The 17767-nt window shown below is 71.0% G+C and carries 17 protein-coding genes; 6 read left to right on the top strand and 11 right to left on the bottom strand.

From position 1 onward, the window contains the following. Positions 1-66 precede the first annotated feature (66 nt). The 3 genes from ACGFW6_RS03680 (at position 67) to ACGFW6_RS03670 (ending at position 2835) form a co-directional block, all read left to right on the top strand. A complete protein-coding gene (locus tag ACGFW6_RS03680; protein ID WP_393504271.1) occupies positions 67-312 on the top strand; it encodes a hypothetical protein in 246 nt (81 codons plus the stop codon). 3 nt (positions 313-315) lie between these two features. Next, positions 316-693, top strand: coding sequence for a toxin Doc (locus ACGFW6_RS03675; protein ID WP_393504269.1), 378 nt, complete (start codon positions 316-318; stop codon positions 691-693). 525 nt (positions 694-1218) lie between these two features. Continuing rightward, a complete protein-coding gene (locus tag ACGFW6_RS03670; RefSeq protein WP_393504267.1) occupies positions 1219-2835 on the top strand; it encodes an RICIN domain-containing protein in 1617 nt (538 codons plus the stop codon). A 105-nt stretch (positions 2836-2940) separates the two neighbouring features. On the opposite strand, the gene ACGFW6_RS03665 is transcribed toward ACGFW6_RS03670, so the two are convergent. The 5 genes from ACGFW6_RS03665 to ACGFW6_RS03645 form a co-directional block, all read right to left on the bottom strand. Next, positions 2941-3918, bottom strand: coding sequence for a 2-hydroxyacid dehydrogenase (locus tag ACGFW6_RS03665; protein ID WP_393504265.1), 978 nt, complete (start codon positions 3916-3918; stop codon positions 2941-2943). Continuing rightward, the gene (locus ACGFW6_RS03660) at positions 3915-5084 is read right to left on the bottom strand and encodes a lactate 2-monooxygenase (protein WP_393504263.1); all 1170 of its coding nucleotides are present in this window, start codon (positions 5082-5084) and stop codon (positions 3915-3917) included. Before ACGFW6_RS03660 ends, ACGFW6_RS03665 begins: the two co-directional genes overlap by 4 nt. A 73-nt stretch (positions 5085-5157) precedes the next feature. After that, a complete protein-coding gene (locus ACGFW6_RS03655) occupies positions 5158-5856 on the bottom strand; it encodes an alpha/beta fold hydrolase (RefSeq protein WP_393504261.1) in 699 nt (232 codons plus the stop codon). Beyond that, the gene (locus ACGFW6_RS03650) at positions 5853-7427 is read right to left on the bottom strand and encodes a purine-cytosine permease family protein (protein ID WP_393504260.1); all 1575 of its coding nucleotides are present in this window, start codon (positions 7425-7427) and stop codon (positions 5853-5855) included. Before ACGFW6_RS03650 ends, ACGFW6_RS03655 begins: the two co-directional genes overlap by 4 nt. 195 nt (positions 7428-7622) lie before the next feature. Then, positions 7623-8174, bottom strand: coding sequence for a hypothetical protein (locus ACGFW6_RS03645; RefSeq protein ID WP_393504258.1), 552 nt, complete (start codon positions 8172-8174; stop codon positions 7623-7625). A gap of 324 nt (positions 8175-8498) precedes the next feature. Here ACGFW6_RS03645 and ACGFW6_RS03640 point away from each other — a divergent pair, with 324 nt between their 5' ends. Further along, positions 8499-8933 (top strand): protease inhibitor, encoded by a 435-nt coding sequence (locus tag ACGFW6_RS03640; RefSeq protein WP_393504256.1) that lies wholly within the window; start codon positions 8499-8501, stop codon positions 8931-8933. A 143-nt stretch (positions 8934-9076) separates the two neighbouring features. Here ACGFW6_RS03640 and ACGFW6_RS03635 read toward each other — a convergent pair whose 3' ends face one another. Continuing rightward, positions 9077-9493 carry an STAS domain-containing protein gene (locus ACGFW6_RS03635; RefSeq protein ID WP_393504254.1) on the bottom strand — a complete coding sequence of 139 codons (417 nt, stop codon included), beginning with the start codon at positions 9491-9493 and terminating at the stop codon, positions 9077-9079. A gap of 203 nt (positions 9494-9696) precedes the next feature. Here ACGFW6_RS03635 and ACGFW6_RS03630 point away from each other — a divergent pair, with 203 nt between their 5' ends. Further along, positions 9697-10065: an ArsR/SmtB family transcription factor gene (locus ACGFW6_RS03630; RefSeq protein ID WP_393504252.1), complete on the top strand. Its 369-nt coding sequence runs from the start codon at positions 9697-9699 to the stop codon at positions 10063-10065. Between the two features lie 6 nt (positions 10066-10071). Beyond that, entirely contained in the window at positions 10072-10602 is a 531-nt protein-coding gene (locus ACGFW6_RS03625) for an SRPBCC family protein (protein WP_393504250.1), read from the top strand. A gap of 4 nt (positions 10603-10606) precedes the next feature. Here the strand turns inward: ACGFW6_RS03625 and ACGFW6_RS03620 are convergent, their stop codons facing one another. The 5 genes from ACGFW6_RS03620 to ACGFW6_RS03600 form a co-directional block, all read right to left on the bottom strand. After that, complete coding sequence (locus ACGFW6_RS03620; RefSeq protein WP_393504248.1) at positions 10607-13423, bottom strand: NHLP bacteriocin export ABC transporter permease/ATPase subunit; 2817 nt, start codon at positions 13421-13423, stop codon at positions 10607-10609. 1 nt (position 13424) lies between these two features. Next, entirely contained in the window at positions 13425-15647 is a 2223-nt protein-coding gene (locus tag ACGFW6_RS03615; RefSeq protein WP_393504246.1) for an NHLP family bacteriocin export ABC transporter peptidase/permease/ATPase subunit, read from the bottom strand. Continuing rightward, entirely contained in the window at positions 15644-16450 is an 807-nt protein-coding gene (locus ACGFW6_RS03610; RefSeq protein ID WP_393504244.1) for an HlyD family efflux transporter periplasmic adaptor subunit, read from the bottom strand. The genes ACGFW6_RS03615 and ACGFW6_RS03610 overlap by 4 nt, the downstream gene beginning before the upstream one ends. A gap of 144 nt (positions 16451-16594) precedes the next feature. Beyond that, on the bottom strand, positions 16595-16810 hold the full coding sequence (locus ACGFW6_RS03605) for a hypothetical protein (protein ID WP_030950723.1): 216 nt from the start codon (positions 16808-16810) through the stop codon (positions 16595-16597). A gap of 475 nt (positions 16811-17285) precedes the next feature. Next, a complete protein-coding gene (locus ACGFW6_RS03600) occupies positions 17286-17699 on the bottom strand; it encodes a PaaI family thioesterase (protein ID WP_393504242.1) in 414 nt (137 codons plus the stop codon). Between the last annotated feature and the right edge of the window lie 68 nt (positions 17700-17767).

Raw genomic sequence — 17767 nt, 5'->3', positions numbered from 1 at the left:
CCGGCCTACATCACACTTGACCTGCTGGTATTTACGCGTAAGTACCCGAGCGGTACCGTGAGGAGCATGCCAGCTCTCAACGTGGAGTTCAGCGACCGCGAGCTAGAGGACCTGCGGCAGATCGCCAAGGAACGCGGTACGTCGATGAAGGCGCTCGTGCGGGAGGCCGCCGCGGCGGACATAGCCCGGCACCGGGCGCTGCAGGAAGGCGCCGCGGCGTTCCGCCGCTTCTTCTCGTCGCACGCCGACGAGTTCGCGGCCGCCTTCCCCGACGACGAGCCGCCCGCCAAGGGCGAGGGACGAGCCGCCTGACCGATGGCACCCGTCATCCACATCGACGTGCCCTGGCTGCTCCAGCGGCACGAAGAGGTGCTGCCCGAGCAGCCCACGATCAACGACTTCTCCGCGTTGGTCGCCGCCGTCGCCCGCCATCGCGTGGATCCGCCCCGGCTGGGCGTCGACTCCGACCCGGCCTGGCGGGCCGCCGCGCTGCTGCACACCCTCGCCCTGCTCAAGCCGCTGCCCTCGGCCAACGCCCGCTTCGCGTGCTCCGCCGCGGTGGCGTACATGTTCGTCAGCGGCGTCGGCATCGACCCGCCCTACGGCACCCTCGTCGATCTCGCCCGCGACCTGATCTCCGGCAAGGTCGACGTGTACGGCGCTGCCGACCGGCTCCGCTCCTGGCAGATCTAGGGCTCTCCCCGCCGGCACCCGGCTCCGCGGGCCCGGCGGTCCCCGTTCCTTCCGCCCCGGGGGCCGCCGACCGAGGGCGGGAGGAACGGGGTCGGCGGCCCGTCGCACGCAGGGGAGCCGCCGTCCTGCGCGGGGCCTTCCGAGAGGGCCGATCCCAGTGGACTACGCCCGCGCGTGCGCCGGGGAGCGTGCGTGGTGCTCCGGTGCGTGCGTCGGTTTCACACGGGGTGCATGGAATGCCTAAAGGTGGCGCGCGTGCGGCGAGTTGCCGCCGTATCTGACTTTCTTTCAATGGGGCTGATGTTGCCCAAGTGCCTTGTTGGCCATCCGTGCGCTGTGCAAGGGTGAAGTACCCGTGGGGGGTGGAAAAGGCCGTAGCTCATTCGTTCCGCGGGGGAACCGGTGCGGATGGGCGTCGGTGAATTCGTGCTCCCCGCGCACGCGTCGAAGAGGTACACACCAAGTCACCGTTCCTTTTCGGCGATCAGAACTTCTGTGTCTTGCGCGTGGGAAGGAATCCGTTCAGTGCCCACCCCCCACCCCCCTCGCCCTCCTTACCCCCCGCCCGGCGGGGTTCCCGAGGAATCCGACGAAGGTCTCGCCGCGAGACTTCGGGGCCGGCCCGACGGTGAGGCCGCCCCGTCCGTCGCCCTGCTCATGGCGCGCCACTGGGAGCCGGCCCGCGCCTACGCGGTGATCTGTCTCGCCTCCCCGGCCGATGTCGTGGATCTGGTCACGGCGGCCGCGTTCCATCAGGTTCTCGACCGTCTGGCGCTCGGCGAACCGGCCGCCGCGCTGCGTCCCCGGCTCCTCGTCGCCGTCCGGGACACCGTGCGGCAGTGGTCCTCCGACGATCGAATAGCGGACGTGCTGCCGGAGTTGGGGAAACCCGCGGGCGGTCGCGGTATGCGCGCGGCGAAGTCCATGACGCCCGAAAATCGCAAGCTTGCCGATCGGTCATTCCAGGCGCTTCCCGGACTTGCCCGATGCCTCCTGTGGCACACCGAGGTCGAAGCCGAGCCGCTAAGCATCCCCGCCGGGCTGCTGGGCCTGGATACCGTTACCGCCTCGGCCGCGCTCGAACAGGCGCGTGATAAATTCCGAGAAGGTTGTGTACATGCCCATAGGGAACTCGCGCCGACGAAGGATTGCCGGTTCTACAACCGTCTCCTCGACGTCCCGATTCGCCGTGGCGGGGCCCTGCTGCCGGATGTCCAGCAGCATCTGACGGAGTGCCGCTACTGCCGCAACGCCGCCGAACAACTGAGTCATTTCGAGGGCGGGTTGGGCGTGCTGATCGCCGAGTCCGTGCTCGGCTGGGGCGCACGCCGCTATCTGGACACCCGCCCGGGCCGCAACCAGGAGACCGCGGTCAGGGCGCGCGGCTCCGCCCGGCACGGTGCCGGCCGCCGACGGCTGCTGCCGCGCGTCCCCGAACGGATGCGCCGGCCGGCAGGCGGACCGCACTCCTCACGGACCCTGCTCACGGGCGTGGGCCTGGCCTCGGCCGGACTCGTCGCGATCATGCTCGCCGCCGGTCTGCTGTCGGACGACGACGGCGTCGACCCGGCCGCGTCGGCCACCAACGGCGGCACGGCGACCCAGGCGCCCCCGACCGTGTCCCCCTCGCCCCCCGGCACGGCCCAACTCCCCAACGCCCCCCGGCGGACCGCACTGCGCAACGCGGAGGCCGACCTGTGCCTCGACATCCGGGGCGCCGCCGAGGCCGGCGCCGGGACGGAACTCGCCACGTGCTCGGACGACGACACCCAGCAGTGGTCGTACGAGAAGGACGGCCTCCTGCGCAGCGTGGCGGAGCCCGGACTGTGCCTGGACTCGCACGCGGACGCCGGTGTGGTGATCCTCGGCAAGTGCGTCGACGCGGACTCGGAACGCGCCGACGACGTGCGCTACGACCTCACCGTCCGGGGCGAGTTACTGCCGCGCTGGGACGAACAACTCGCCCTGGCGGCCACCACGGCGGACGTGGGCGCCGACATCGTCGTCAAGGTCCGCGACGGCTCCGAGGGACAACGCTGGCTCACCGATCCGACGACGTCGGCCACCCCCGGGTCCCTGTCCGGCGCGGAGGCGGAGACACCGGGGGCGCGGGCGGTCCGACTGGGGGAGGAGGACGCGTAGCCTGCGGTCCGGCAGCGCCGGCCAGGGGCGCGGGGGAACCGCGCGACCAGCCACGACGCCTGAGCGGACGAGCGACGACGCGATGCGGCACCACCCAGGGAGCGCTCAGTTCACGACGTCCCGAGGAGTCCCGCCCGCCAGGAAGTCCGTCACGTTGCGCACCGCGGCCAGGGCGATGCGCACCAGGGTCTCGCGGGTGACGCCGCCGGCGTGCGGGGACAGCACCACGTTCGGGGCACGCAGCAGGCGCAGGGCCGGGGTGGGTGGTTCGGGGTCGAAGACGTCGATGCCCGCCCCGGCCAGGGCGCCCTTCTCCAGCGCGCCGGCGAGGGCGTCCTGGTCGATGAGGGCGCCGCGCGCGGTGTTGATGACGAACGCCGTCGGCTTCAGCAGCGCCAGCCGCTCGGCGTCGAGCAGGTGCCGGGTCTCGTCGGTGAGCGGGGTGTGCAGGGAGACGTAGTCGGCGGTGCTCAGGAGTTCGTCGAGCGGGACGTGCCGGGCCGGGCCGAACGCGGCCTCCGTCTCGGGCGGCAGCCGGCGGCGTCCCGCGTAGACGACGTTCATGTCGAAGGCGACCGCCCGCCGGGCGACCTCCCGGCCGATCTGGCCCAGGCCCACGATGCCGAGCGTCTTGCCGCACAGCTCCGTCAGCGAGTTCTGGAGGCGGGGGAGTGCCCAGTCCGCCTCCACCAGCGCGGTGTGCGCGGGGATCAGCTGCTTGGCGAGCGCGAGCATCAGGGCGAAGGTCTGCTCGGCGACGTTCTGCGCCTCGGCGCCGCTGGAGCCGATGTTGCACACCCGCACCGAGCGCTCGCGTGCCACGTCCACGTCGACGTAGTCGAAGCCGTGACTCGCGCACTGCACGAGCCGCAACTCCGGTGCCGCCGCGAGGTGTTCGGCTGTCACCGGCGCCAGTGCGGTGATGACGACGTGCGCCGAGCGCAGCGCGTCCGGGTCCTCGTCGGCCCTCTCCACGACGGTCACGTGCGCGTCCGCGGGGAAGAGCGTGGCGAGGCCGGCGCCGATGCCGCGGCCGCCCACGTGGGGCGAGACGACGGCCAGGACGTTCTGCCGGGCGGTCATGCGGTTGCCTCGATGAGGTCGGCGGGGCCGAGCGTGGCGGGACCGGCGTGCCCGGACAGGGCGAGGGTCAGGTCGAGTTCGGCGAGCAGGCAGCGGATGACGTGCTCGACGCCCGCCTGACCGTCGAGGCCGAGCCCGTAGGCGTACGGCCGTCCGACGAGCACCGCCTTCGCGCCGAGGGCGAGCGCCTTGAAGATGTCGTCGCCGGTGCGGATGCCGCTGTCGAACAGCACCGTCAGCCGGTCGCCGACCGCCTCCACGATCCGGGGCAGCGCGTCGGCCGCGCCGAGGGAGCCGGCGACCTGGCGGCCACCGTGGTTGGAGACCACGACCCCGTCCATTGCGGCGTCCGCGGCGGCGCGGGCGTCGTCCGGGTGCAGGATGCCCTTCAAGACGATCGGACCGTCCCAGTGCTCCCGCAGGAACGCCAGGTCCGGCCAGGTCTTCGCGGGGTCGGAGAACATGCCGACGAAGTGCATGACGGCCGCGTTCGGATCCTCGTGCACCGGCTTGGCCAGCCCGGCCTGGAAAGCCGGGTCGGAGAAGTAGTTGGCGGTGCCCACGCCGTGCAGGAACGGCAGATACGCCTGGTCGAGGTCGCGGGGCCGCCAGGCGAGCATCGGGGTGTCCAGGGTGACGACGAGCGTGCTGAACCCGGCCGCCTTCGCCCGGCTCAGGAAACTCCGGGCCACCTCCGGGTCCTTGGGCCAGTACAGCTGGAACCACCGCTCGGCGTCGCCCATGGCCTGAGCGACCTGCTCCATGGGGGTGCTGGACGCGGAGGACAGGGTGAACGGCACACCCTGCGCGGCGGCGGCCCGGGCGGCGGCGCACTCCGCGTCCGGGTGCATGATCGACAGCACCCCGATCGGTGCCAGGGCCAGCGGCGCGGGAAGAGTGCGGCCCAGCACCTCGACGGACAGGTCGCGTTCGTGCACGTCGCGCAGCATCCGGGGCACGATCCGGCGCCGCCGCAGGGCCGCCCGGTTGGCACGGGCGGTACTGCCCTCGCCCGCGCTGCCCGCCACATAGCCGACGGGGCCGGGACCGAGACGCTGCTCGGTGAGTTCCTCCAGCCGCGTCAGATCGGTGGGCAGCCGGGGTACGGCCCCCGACATCCCGTTCAGATAGATCTCGTACTGGAAATCCGCCCAGTGCTTGCCCATGCGTACGCCCCGCCTCTCGTCACTGAGAACGCGCTGTACGCAGACCATACCGACCGGTAGGCGTGCGAGTGGATCAGGGGGCGGTCACGGATCTGTGCAGGACGCGGGCCAGGTCGTGCGGCCGGGAGAACATCGGCCAGTGGCCGGTGTCCATGGTCACCAGGTTCCACCGGTCGCTCTCGAGGAGCTCGGCCGCCGCACCCCACGGTTCCTCGCCGTCGAGCAGGCACTTGACGTAGGTGCCCGGGACCTCGCTCAACGGGCGGGGCATCACCGCCGGTCCGGTGAGCGTGGCGCCCGGGTGCGGGGTCGAGCCGTCGATGAAACGGGCGCTCTGCTCGTCCGTCAGGTCCTGGCCCGCGCACTCGTCAGCCGTGAGCGGCGGCCAGAAGCCGTCGTTCTTCGCGATCGAGGCCCGCACCTCGTCGCTCGGCCAGCCCGCCAGGAACGACTCCCCGTCGACGGGGACGTTCGCGTCCACCAGCACCACGCCCCGCAGCCGGTCACCGATCCGCACGGCCGCCTGTCCGACCGGCACGCCCGAGTAGCTGTGCCCGACCAGGACGACGTCCCGCAGATCGAGGCGTGCCACCTCGGCGAGGATGTCCTCGACATGGGTCTGCTGCCCGGGCGCCGGCTCGCTCCGCCTCTCGGCGAGGCCGGAGAGGGTCAGCGGATGGACGCCATGGCCGCCCGCGCGCAGTTCCGCGGCCACCTCGTCCCACGCCCACGCCCCGAGCCACGCCCCCGCCACCAGCACGAAATTGGTCATGCCCGCAACGTAGCCGACGGCACTGACAACGCCCCCGGCCCGCTGATCGGCGGCACCGGCACCTCGACGGTCCGGGCCAGCCTCGGCCCGTCGGGCCCGTAGACCGCCCGCGGTTCGGGGAACAGCCGCAGCAGCGCCAGGAACAGCACGGCGGCCACCGCCAGCGACAGCGGCAGGCCGATGTCCACTCCGCCCGCCAGGTCGCCGAGCGGGCCGACGAACTGCCCGGGGATGTTGGTGAACAGCACGCCGACCACCGCGGCCACCCACCACGCGGTCATGCCCCGCCAGTTCCAGCCGTGCGCGAACCAGTAACGCCCGCCGCGCTGACGCCGGTTGAAGACCTGGAGCGCCTCGGGGTCGTACCAGCCGCGCCGGGTCCAGTAGCCGAGCATCATCACGACCATCCACGGTGTGGTGCAGGTGATGATCATGGTGGCGAACGTCGAGATCGACTGCACCAGGTCGAGCCCGAACCGCCCGACGAAGATGAACGCGATCGACAACGCGCCGACCAGCAGCGTCGCCCGCACCCGCGACAGCCGCGGGAACACCGACGAGAAGTCGAGGCCGGTGCCGTACAGCGCGGTCGTGCCCGTCGCCATGCCGCCGATCAGGGCCAGCAGGCACACCGGCAGGAAGTACCAGCCGGGCGAGATCGCCAGCAGCCCGCCCACGAAGTCGGGGGCCGCCGGATCGACGTACGTGGGAGCCTTCGTGGCGATGATGCTCGCGGTCGCCAGGCCGAAGAGGAACGGCAGCAGGGTCGCGATCTGCGACAGGAACGCGGCGCCGATCACCTTGCGGCGCGGAGTGTTCGCCGGGATGTAGCGGGACCAGTCGCCGAGGAACGCCCCGAACGAGACGGGGTTGGAGAGCACGATCAGCGCCGCGCCGATGAACGACGGCCAGAACAGCGACCGGGTCGCCGCGTCCGCGGAGTCGGTGAACACGCCCGCGTAGGACGGATCGAAGTCGCCGGCGAAGGCGAGCGCGCCGATCAGGAACAACGCGCTCGCCGCGGGCACGGCGATCTTGTTGACGAACAGCATGAACCGGAAGCCGTACACGCACACCGCGAGGACCAGTCCCGCGAAGAGCGCGTACGCGACGACGTACGACAGGTTGCCGCGGTCCAGGCCGAAGAGCCGGTGCGCGCCGCCGACCAGGGCGTCGCCGGAGCTCCACACCGAGAGGGAGAAGAACGCGACCGCCGTCAGGAGGGACAGGAAGGAACCGATCACCCGGCCGTGCACGCCGAGGTGCGCGGAGGACGACACCGCGTTGTTGGTGCCGTTGACGGGTCCGAACACCGCCATGGGGCACAGGATCAGCGCGCCCGCGACGACCCCGAGCAGTGTGGCGGCGAGGCCCTGCCAGAAGGAGAGGCCGAACAGGATCGGGAAGGCGCCGAGGACACAGGTGGAGAAGGTGTTCGCGCCGCCGAAGGCGAGCCGGAACAGGTCCAGCGGGCTCGCGGTGCGCTCGGCGTCGGGAATGCGGTCGACGCCGTGGGACTCGACCTCCGTCAAGGAGGGAGCGGGGGAGGGGACTTCGGGCTGAGGGGACACGGGGGCTCCAGCGGGGGCGGGACGGTGGAGCGCGTTGTGGCGCGGCGTGGGGTGACGGCCCATGCCTGCCGCTGGGGTGTGCGGGCAGCGCGGATGCCGTCCTCTCGGGGATCAGCAGACCGTACGGCCGTGCCGAAGATCCGCACCAGAGGACGGTTCATCCATCTTCGCTGCCGTGACTGGACGATTCCTCCCTCACTCGGTGTCCGTGGACGTGTCCTTCGTTTCACTGTCCGGTCCCTGCGCCCGCACCCGCTGGACGTGCTCCAGGGACTCGCGCAGCTCGCTCAGCCAGTCGTCGGTGTGCTGCTGGACCAGCCGTACGCACCAGGCGAGGGCCTCGCTGCGGCTGCGGGCGACCCCGCCCGCGATCAGGGTGTCCAGGACCTGACGCTCCGGCTGGCGCAGCCGGGTCATCACGGGCGCGGCCACATGCGTGAACAGGGCACGCTCGCCGCCGCACTCCACGCCCCAGGACACCTTCCTGCGGAACTTGTGCTCGGCCTCGCGGGCCACCTCGATCCGGGACTCCCTGGTGCGCTCGCGGAACTCCTGGATCCGGCCCTCCAGGGCCGCCTCCCGTTCGGCGGCCGAGACGTCCTCACCCTGCTGAGGTGCGGGAATGCGGCCGATCACGGTGATCTCCTCGCGGTCGACCGTCACCTCGGTCAACTCCTCGAAGAGGTCGTCGGGCAGACGGCCGGCGAACCAGCCGCGCAGCTTCTCTCGTTGTTCGCTGGTAATCATGTAATCACCATTACTCCGTCGCGAGACGAACGCAAGGGTGCGGCGGACGTGTCAGCCGAGGGCTCAACCGGAATGTTTCAGGCCTATTAATCAGCGTGCGGGATCCGGCCACTGAGGCACTTGGAACGATCAAGAGGCGCCAAGTTTCGGCGTTGGAACGTTCGAACTCCGTTACTTCACGCCACTGATTCAATACGCAAGGTTACTGAAACCGGTGGTGTCGATGTGAGTTTCGGAGCCGGACTCGGCAGACTCCCGCTCGTCGTCCGGCACCGATCGCGCTGGATCCGACACACACCCGACTCAAGCGGAAGGATGCACACAATGCGGAACACCGCGCGCTGGGCAGCGACTCTTGCTCTCACGGCCACCGCCGTCTGCGGACCCCTCACCGGGTCCGCCCTGGCTGCCCCCGACGCCGCCCCCGCCTCGCTCTACGCCCCTTCGGCCCTGGTGCTCACCATGGGCTACGGCGACAGCGCCGCCCTGTCCTCGCCGGCCCGCGCCGTCACTCTGAGCTGCGCCCCGACGGCCACGGGCACCCATCCCGCGGCGGGCTCGGCCTGCGCCGAACTGCGCGGAGTGAACGGCGACTTCGAAGCCTTGAGAGCCAGGGAGGGCGCGCTGTGCACCAAGCAGTACGACCCCGTGGTGGTCACGGTCGTCGGGGTCTGGCAGGGCCAGCGCGTCTCCTATGAGCGCACCTTCGCGAACGAGTGCGTGAAGAGCTCCTACGGAGCGAGCCTCTTCGCGTTCTAGGACCGGGATCGTACGGTCCCCGTGCAGTTCGGCGCGGGCTCGCGGATGGGGAGTGCGAGTCGTGTCGAGGGGGACCCCGCGGTCTCGTATCGGGGGTCGGCCGGGCGGAGTGGGGCCGCCCGGTCGGCACCTCGTGATCAGCGTCAGTGCACGTCCTCCCAGGGGATCCCGGGGAGGAGCGGGAAGCGGCCGAGCAGGCCGGCGCCGCGCAACAGCCGCCGTATCCGCGGCGCGTCCGAGACCACGCGCAGGCGACCGCCGTGGTCCCTGGCCCGTGTCTCGGCCCGGCACAGGGCGCGCAGCCCCGAGCAGTCGAAGAAGGCCACCTGCCGCAGGTCGACCAGCACGTCCGCCTCCGGCCCGGCGGCCGCGGCGTTCAGATGCTCGGTGAGCAGCACCTCCGAGGCCAGATCGATCTCGCCCAGGACCTCGACGACGATGAACGGCCCGCATCTGCGGGTGCGGGCATGGGGATTGGCCGGGGGCGGTGCGGACCGGGTGGGGTCCATGGCCGGGTCCTCGGTCGGATAGGGGGCGCGGTCGTCGGCGTCCGGCGTCATGTCCGCTCCACCTCGGCAGGGGCGCATTTGATCCGGGTTGTTACCCGTGGGCGGGGATGAGCATCCCTGAGGCGCCCTGCGCAAGATCTAGTTCACTCGACCAGGTGAATTTCACCCCCGAGGGGTTGACTGCCTCCGGCAGGCGTCCGCGGTTTCTTCTGTATTCCTTGACGAGAATATAACCGTCGAGGCATATTGGTCTCATGTCCGACGACGCCTCCCTCTGGAGCGCCCTCTCCGATCCGCATCGGCGGGCCATCGTCGCGCTGCTCCTGGAGCGGCCGCGGTCCGTCGGGGAGATCGTGGAGGAGTGCGGGCTGAGCCAGCCGAGCACCTCGAAGCATCTGAAGGTGCTGCGGGAGGCCGGCCTGGTGCGGGTGCGGCAGGACGCGCAACGCCGCGTCTACGCCCTGGATCCCGCGCCGATCGCCGCGCTCGACGCCTGGCTCGCCCCGTACCGGAAGCTGTGGAACCGCAGCCTGGACGCGTTGGGCCGCCGTCTCGACGAGACCGCGCCCGTGGCGCCGGAGGACATCCCGTACGACCCCGAGGGACCCACCACGAAGGACTGATCCACCATGACCGCCGACCTCACCGGCACCTACCTGACCCTCGATGACGGCCGCCCCGCCATCCGCTTCAGCCGTACCTACGACCATCCCGTCGAGCGTGTCTGGCGGTTCGTGACCGACGTCGACGAACTGGCCCACTGGTTCCCGTCCCGCGCCGAGATCGAACTGCGCCCCGGCGGCACGATCACCTTCGGCGGCGACCCGAACATGGAGGACTCCACGGGCCGCGTCATCGCCGTCGAAGCGCCCCGCCACCTGTCCTTCGAGTGGGGCGGCGACGAACTGCGCTTCGACCTGGAGGCGCTGGACGAGAAGCGCACCCGCTTCACCCTCACCAATGTCCTCGACGCCGAGAACACCGCCGCCCGCAACGGCGCCGGCTGGGAGGTCTGCCTCGACGCGCTCGACGCGCACGCCCGCGGGAAGGACTTCGGGGGGCCGCACGCCGGGGCCGAGGCCCCCTGGAAGGGGTTCTACGACGGCTATGTGGCCGCCGGATTCCCCTCCGGCGCCCCCATCCCCGGCGACGACGCCTGACGGCTCAGGCCATCTGACGGCGCACCAGCTCGTGCAGCCGCCCGCTCGTGTCCGCGAGAAGCCGCGCGGGTGGGCCCTGCTGGGCGACCTTGCCGTCCTCCATCACGATGACGCGGTCGGCGTCGAGCACCGTGGACAGGCGGTGCGCGATGACGATGCGGGTGGCGTTGAGGGCCCGCGTGGACTCGATGACCGTGCGCTGCGTCTCGTTGTCGAGGGCGCTGGTCGCCTCGTCGAAGAAGAGGATGCGCGGCCGGCGGATCAGTGCCTGGGCGATCATCAGACGCTGGCGCTGCCCGCCCGAGATCGCCCCGCTGCCCGAGACGATGGTGTGCAGCCCCATCGGCATCCGCTTGATGTCCTCGGCGAGGCCCGCCATCTCGGCCGCCGCCATCGCCTCCTCCGGCGTGTACGGCTCGGTGCCGCAGATGACGTCCATGATCGACCCGGTGAACGGCTGCGCGTGCTGGAGCACGACCCCGCACTGGCGGCGCACGGCCGACTGGTCGAGCGCCGCCAGGTCCTGCCCGTCGTACAGCACACTGCCCGAAACCGGCTTGTCGAAGCCGATCAGCAGCCTCAGAAGTGTCGACTTGCCGCAGCCGCTGGGGCCGACGATCGCCACGAACTCGCCCGGCCGGATGTCGAAGGAGACGTCGTCCAGGACCAGGGGACCGTCGTCGGAGTACCGGAAGGACAGCCGGCGCGCCTCGATCGACCCGGTCAGCGGGCCCGGCCGGGTGCTCGCCGTGCGCACCTCCGGCGTGGCCTCCAGGACCGGCTTGATCTCCTCGAACAACGGCAGCGCGGCCACCGCCGACACGAACGCGCCCGTCAGCTGCGTGACGGAGGTCAGCAGCATCGTCACGGAGGTGTTGAAGGTGAGGAACGCCGCCGCCGACATCGTCCCGCGGGCCGGTCCCGCCAGCAGCATGAACATCAGCAGGGTGCACAGCGGCAGATACACCGCGCCCATCACCGTGGTGAGGTTCTTGATCCGCCCCACCTTCTGCTGGAGTTCACGGCTGTGCGCGAACTGCGACGCCCAGGCCGCGTACGCGTAGTTCTCGGCCGCCGCGACCCGCAGTTTCGGCAGGCCGCGCAGCGTCTGGAACGCCTGGTTGTTGAGCTTGTTGTTCAGCACCACCAGCCGCCGCTGCCAGCGCACCTGCCACAGCCCCAGCCCCAGGAACACGGCGGCGATGACGACGAGCATGCCGATCGCCGCCAGCGCCATCGGCACGCTGTACCAGAACAGCAGCGTCAGGTTCATCGCGCCCACCGTCACCGACGAGGCCACGACCGGCCCGACCCCGGCCATCAGCCGGCGGATCGCGCTGATGCCCATGGCCTGGCTGGCCAGTTCACCGGTCGAGCGCTGCGTGAAGAACTTCGTGGGCAGCCGCAGCAGCCGGTCCCACAGGGCCGGTTGCAGGGTCGCCTCGATACGGCCCTCCAGCCGCAGGATCGTCAGGTTCTGCAGCAGCATGAACGCCGCCGCCACGACACTGCTGATCATCACGGCCAGACAGAACTGCACGATCAGCCCGGTCTGCGCCTTCGGCACGAACTCGCCGAGCACCTTGCCGGTCGCGATCGGCACCAGCGCGCCGATCCCGACGGTCACCAGACCACTGGCGATCAGACCGGTGAGGTCGCCGCCCGTGCCCCGCATGCTGAACCGCAGCAGCCGCAAGGGGCTCAACGCGCGGTCGGGCAGCGGACGGTAGAACATCACCGCACGCGGCTCGAACTCCTCCGCGTTCGCCTTCTCGATCGGGGTCTCCCGACCGGTCGCCGGATGCACCGCCACATAGCCGCCCCGCCGCCACAGCAGCGCGACCGGCGCACCGGACAGCGCCCGGTGACCGACGAGCGGTCCGACGTTGTCCCGCCACCACCGCCCGTCCAGGCGCACGGCCCTGGTGCGCACCCGCGAGGCGATGGCCACGCGCTCCACCGGGTCGATCCGGTCGCTCTCGGTGCCGCTCTGCGCGGGCTCGGACAAAGCGATCCCGGCCGCCTCGGCGACCAGTTTGCACGCGGCGTAGCTGGCGTCCGCGTCGGCGGCCGTCGCCCGCTTGTCGCCTCGTTTGCCGATGGACGCCAGCAGCGTCCGGTCGGCCTGCGCGCGCACCGCCTCGCCGGCCTTGATGCCCGCGGCGGTACGGGTCTCATGCGTGCGTTCGAGCTGCTCGATCCAGCGGTCCAGCGTGGTCAGCAGGCGGTACTGCTGATCGACCATGGACTGCCAGACGGCGGGGTCCATCAGCAGGTCGGCGGCCGCCTCCGCGCCGTACAGCGAGCCGTACTGGACGCTGCCGGGCGGCACCTGCATCCAGAAGACGTCGTCGTCCGTGACCTCCGCCGCCCGCTCGGTGGCCATCGGCGCCTGGAAGAGGATGGTGAGGCTGCGGCCGACGCCCAGCGCGAGGGCGTACTCCAGGGGGCTCGTCTGCGGCGGGACGTACTGCGGGTTGCCGTACTCGTCGTAGGACCAGGTCTGGGTGTTCGCGGGCTGGTACAGCTCGCGCAGCCCGATGCGGTGCACCACGCAGTCCCTGAGGGGGCGGGCGACCAGCGTGTGCTGCGGGCCGGGCACCGGGCCGAGCAGCAGCGAGCCCGCCTCCAGCCGGCCCAGGTGATGCCAGTGGCCCTGCTGCCCGGCGTCCACCGCGAACAGGTCCACGGCACCGGACGCCACCAGCCACAGCACCTGCGGGCCTTCGAGGTCGATCCGGTTGAAACCGGCGCAGTCGATGCGCGTGCCCATCTGACCGAGCGCGTCGAGGACGAGGTCACCCTCGTGGACGGAGGTCATCTCACCGCTCCCTGACCAGAGCCGCGTACGCGCCACCGCGCGCCACCAGCTCCTCGTGCCGCCCGCGTTCGACGATCGTGCCGTGCTCGAGTACGACGATCTCGTCGCTGTCGCGCACGGTGCTGAGCCGGTGCGCGATCACCACACAGGCACAGCCGCGCTTGCGCAGGTTGTCCATGACGACCAGTTCGGTCTCCGCGTCCAGCGCGCTCGTCACCTCGTCCAGGACCAAGATGCTGGGGCGGCGCACCAGCGCCCGCGCGATCTCCAGGCGCTGGCGCTGCCCGCCGGAGAAGTTGCGGCCGTCCTGCTCGACCCTGCTGTGGATGCCGCCGGGACGGCGTGTCACCACGTCGTACAGTGCCGCGTCCCGCAGCGCGTCCACCACCGCGTCGTCGGGGATCGACGGGTCCCACAGCGCCACGTTGTCGCGGACGGTGCCCTCGAAGAGGAACACCTCCTGGTCGACGAAGGAGACGGAGGCGGCGAGCGCGCCGCGCGGGATGTCGTCGATGCGCTGGTCGTCGATGCGGATGACGCCCTCCCAGGGGGCGTACAGGCCCGAGATCAGCCGGGACACCGTCGACTTGCCGCTGCCCGAGCCGCCGACCAGCGCCACCTGCTGGCCCGGGCCGACCGTCAGGTCGAAGCCGGTGAGCAGGGGCTTGTCCAGGGGGCTGTAGCCGAAGGTGATGTTCTGGAGCTCGACGTGGCCGTGCAGCCGGCGGGTGGAGTCACCGGTGCCGGGACGCCCGTAGAGCGGATCCGCCTCGAAGTTCTCGACGTCCTTCAGTCGGGCCACGTCGGCGGCGAAGTCCTGGATGCGGCCCGCGACGCCGTTGAGCCGGGTGATCGGGGCGGTGAAGCGGGTCACCAGGGCCTGGAAGGCGACCAGCAGACCGACGGATATGCCGCCCTCGATCGCGCGCATGCCGCCTATCCAGAGGATGAGCGCGCTGTTCAGGGTGGCGAGCGTCGGGGCGACGACGCCGAGCCAGGCGCTGGGCACGCCGAGCCGCTGCTGTTCCTCCAGCGTGGTGGCGTGCTGTCCGGCCCACTTGCGGAAGTAGCCGTCCTCACCGCCGGTCGCCTTCATCGTCTCGATCAGCTGAAGACCGGTGTAGGCGGTGTTGGTGAGCCGGGCGTTGTCCGCGCGCAGCTTCGCGGTGCGGGTGGCGCGCAGCCGGATGACGACCCGCATGGCGACCACGTTGAGCAGCGCCACGCCTATGCCGACGAACGTGAGCTGCGGGTCGTAGGTGTAGAGGAGGATCGCGTACAGGACGACGACCACCGCGTCCACGCCCGCCGCCGCGAGGTCGCGGGCCAGGGTCTCGGAGACGGCGTCGTTCGACTGGAGGCGCTGCACCAGGTCGGCCGGGCTGCGCTGGGAGAAGAACGTCACCGGCAGCCGCAGCAGATGGCGCAGGAACCTGGCGCTCGACAGGGTCGAGGAGATGATGCGGCCGCGCAGCAGGTTCGCCTGCTGCAGCCAGGTCAGCACCACCGACAGCGCGACACAGGTCCCCATCGAGGCGAACAGCACGCCCAGCAGGGAGGTCTGGCCGCCGATGAGGAACATGTCGATGTAGGTGCGGCTGAGCGCGGGCACCGCCGCGCCGACCACGACCAGGAGCAGGCTCGCGAGGACGGCGGCCGGCATCGTGCCTGCGGTGCCGCGCATCCGGGCCGGCATCGCGCCGAGCACTCCCGGCTTGCGCCCGCCCTTGGCGAAGTCCTCACCGGGCTCCATCACCAGGACGACGCCGGTGAAGCTGCCGTCGAAGTCCTCCATGGGCACGAAACGGCGGCCCTTGGCGGGGTCGTTGATGTAGACGCCGCGGCGGCCGAAGCGACGGCCCATGCCGTCGTAGACGACGTAGTGGTTGAACTCCCAGAACAGGACGGCCGGTGTCTTCACCTCGGCGAGGGCGGCCGTGTCCATCTGCATGCCCTTGGCCGTCAGCCCGTAGCTGCGGGCGGCTTTGAGCAGGTTGCTGGCGCGTGAGCCGTCGCGGGAGACGCCGCACGCGATGCGCAGTTCCTCCAGCGGGACATGGCGGCCGTAGTGGCCGAGCACCATCGCCAGGGAGGCGGCGCCGCACTCCACGGCCTCCATCTGGAGCACGGTGGGCGTACGGACGGTCTTCGCCCTGCCCTTGGGCACGGGGCGTTTGGGCGGAGCGGCGCGGCGCCTGCTCCGCGTCTCCTGTGCGGGGCTCACGGCAGCAGCCAATCGACGGGACGCTCGTCGGCCAGCCGGATCGAGGCGTCGGCCATGGTCATGGAGGTGAGGGAGAACGGCGGCCCGTCGGCCGACGACCACTTGTAGCCGCTCTCGGTGCTCGACCTGCGGTCCAGCTTCACGAGCACGGCGACCGGGCGGCCGTCCTTGGTGAACTGCTCGCCGAGCTGGCTGTCCCCGAGGAACGCGGCGATCTGCTGCGCCGACTGAGCGGAGCGGTCCACCGACTTCACATGGCCGCGCAGCACTCCGTACTCCTGTGTGGGCACGGAGGAGACGGTGAGGTCCACGGCCGCCTTGTCGGGGATGGACGCCGCGTTCGCGGCGGGGACGTACACCGTCGCGTACAGCGGGTCCTCGGCATGGGCGACCTTCTCGACGGCGGCGACGTTCGCGCCGGTGGAGATGATCTGCCCGATGGTCGCGGCGAGCCCGGTGACCCGGCCGGCGGCGACCGTGCGCACGACCGTCTCGCCCTCGGCGGTACGGACCTTCAGCACGGGGGCGTCGGCCTTCAGTTGCTGGCCCTGCTCGGCGAGGACCTCGGTGACCTGGCCGGCGACCGGGCTCTGGAGGATGTAGCTGCCCTGGCCGTGGGTGAGGATGGCGGGCGCGCCGACCGTGGAGGCGACCGAGCCGGTCACCGCCCACACGGACGCGGCGGCCATGACGACCACGGTCACGGAGAGCACCAGCCAGCCCTGCGGGCGGGCGAAGCGCACCGGAAGGTCGAGCTCCTCCGGTGACTGGAGCTTGGCGAGGGCCTGTTGGCGGAACTGCACGGAACTTTCCCTCACCTGAGGATGAGTGGAGACCGGCGCGCGTGGGCCGGTCGTGTTGCGGAGCGGTGCCTGGTCGTCCCACGGCACCCGAAGAGCCCCGGAGCCGGGGAACGGCTCCGGGACTCAGCGGCTACAAAGGCGCGATCAGAGACCGGCGACCAGGCCGGTGACCGGGGCGGTGTTCAGGCCGGTGACACCCTCCACGGTGCCGACGACCGTGTCGACCAGGCCGGAAACCGGGGCGATGCCGTTGACAGCGTCGAGGGCACCGTTCACGGCGTTGACCTGCAGGCCGCCGGAGACGTTGTCGAGCTCGGCGTCGGAGATCTCGACGGTCGCAACCTGGGGGGTGGAGTTCATGATGGAACTTCCCTTCCTAATGGGTATTTCACAAGGGGGAGCGGCCCCCTCTGGGGACAGATGACGGCCGCGACCGCGGGCGTTCGGCGCCCGTTTCCGGGAACCGTTCGTGGCCCCCGCGGTGCGATGGATCAAAGCACGCTGCGGGTGCGGCCTTCCAATCAAACGTAGGCCTCACCAGGGAACTTGAGTCCCAGGTGCCCCGATCCGTGCAGACGCGGGCACGTCTCGTCGGCGACTTCTTCACATGCGTCACAGCATCGGCTCGGCCGGGCTGTTGCCTCGGGTCGGGGGACCCCGGTCGATGCGGTGGCGAATCCGACACTCCCGCCTCAAGGGGGTGACCGCCGGTAGCCCCCTTGTGCAGAACCTCGGCGCCCGGTGACTTGGTTGAGTATTGAATGTGCAGATTCCCTGAAGCCAAGATTCCGCTCGGGATTCTCAACCGACCGTTACTGATCGGTGGCAGATCGTGTCAGCCCAGAAGGGCGTACACCGTGCTGGCACGGGCCGCGATTTCCCCCGAACTCTCGTCCGTCATCGCCATGTCGGCGAACGCCATCCGGCGGCCCAGCTTCGTCACGACCGCTTCGATCAGGACATCCGAACCGAGCACCGCGCGCTGGAACGACGTCGACTGCTGCACCGTCGTCATCGGCCCGTACGCCCCGCGTGCCGCCGACACGGCGATCACGGTCGCGGTGTCGGCGGCGGCCATCAGCGCCTGCCCCGACAGGGCGCCGCCCTCCCGGGCCAGCGCCTGTGACCAGGGCAGGCGCAGGACCACGCGGTCGTCCGCCACCGCCTCGACGGTGAGCCCGAGCTGGAGCACCCAGGGGGCGAAGTTGGCGGAGAGGATCTTGTCGGCTTCGGCGCTGGTCATCGTCATATGAGGGATTGTTCCCGGCGCCGGCCCGTCGGACGAGGTCCCTGGCCGATTCGGTGTGCCGAGTCGGT

The sequence above is a fragment of the Streptomyces sp. Y7 genome, assembly GCF_043195415.1.
In the GTDB taxonomy this organism is placed as follows: domain Bacteria; phylum Actinomycetota; class Actinomycetes; order Streptomycetales; family Streptomycetaceae; genus Streptomyces.
The sequence above is the reverse complement of the archived record's forward strand: the minus strand, read 5'-3'. Positions and strand labels throughout refer to the sequence as shown.

Excerpts from the sequence above, each read along its gene's own strand:
- ACGFW6_RS03620 (WP_393504248.1), bottom strand. The coding sequence starts at position 13,423 with ATGACCTCCGTCCACGAGGGTGACCTCGTCCTCGACGCGCTCGGTCAG.
- ACGFW6_RS03605 (WP_030950723.1), bottom strand. The coding sequence starts at position 16,810 with ATGAACTCCACCCCCCAGGTTGCGACCGTCGAGATCTCCGACGCCGAG.
- ACGFW6_RS03630 (WP_393504252.1), top strand. The coding sequence starts at position 9,697 with ATGTCCGACGACGCCTCCCTCTGGAGCGCCCTCTCCGATCCGCATCGG.
- ACGFW6_RS03660 (WP_393504263.1), bottom strand. The coding sequence starts at position 5,084 with ATGGGCAAGCACTGGGCGGATTTCCAGTACGAGATCTATCTGAACGGG.
- ACGFW6_RS03600 (WP_393504242.1), bottom strand. The coding sequence starts at position 17,699 with ATGACGATGACCAGCGCCGAAGCCGACAAGATCCTCTCCGCCAACTTC.
- ACGFW6_RS03645 (WP_393504258.1), bottom strand. The coding sequence starts at position 8,174 with ATGATTACCAGCGAACAACGAGAGAAGCTGCGCGGCTGGTTCGCCGGC.
- ACGFW6_RS03675 (WP_393504269.1), top strand. The coding sequence starts at position 316 with ATGGCACCCGTCATCCACATCGACGTGCCCTGGCTGCTCCAGCGGCAC.
- ACGFW6_RS03665 (WP_393504265.1), bottom strand. The coding sequence starts at position 3,918 with ATGACCGCCCGGCAGAACGTCCTGGCCGTCGTCTCGCCCCACGTGGGC.
- ACGFW6_RS03655 (WP_393504261.1), bottom strand. The coding sequence starts at position 5,856 with ATGACCAATTTCGTGCTGGTGGCGGGGGCGTGGCTCGGGGCGTGGGCG.
- ACGFW6_RS03635 (WP_393504254.1), bottom strand. The coding sequence starts at position 9,493 with ATGACGCCGGACGCCGACGACCGCGCCCCCTATCCGACCGAGGACCCG.
- ACGFW6_RS03625 (WP_393504250.1), top strand. The coding sequence starts at position 10,072 with ATGACCGCCGACCTCACCGGCACCTACCTGACCCTCGATGACGGCCGC.
- ACGFW6_RS03640 (WP_393504256.1), top strand. The coding sequence starts at position 8,499 with ATGCGGAACACCGCGCGCTGGGCAGCGACTCTTGCTCTCACGGCCACC.
- ACGFW6_RS03680 (WP_393504271.1), top strand. The coding sequence starts at position 67 with ATGCCAGCTCTCAACGTGGAGTTCAGCGACCGCGAGCTAGAGGACCTG.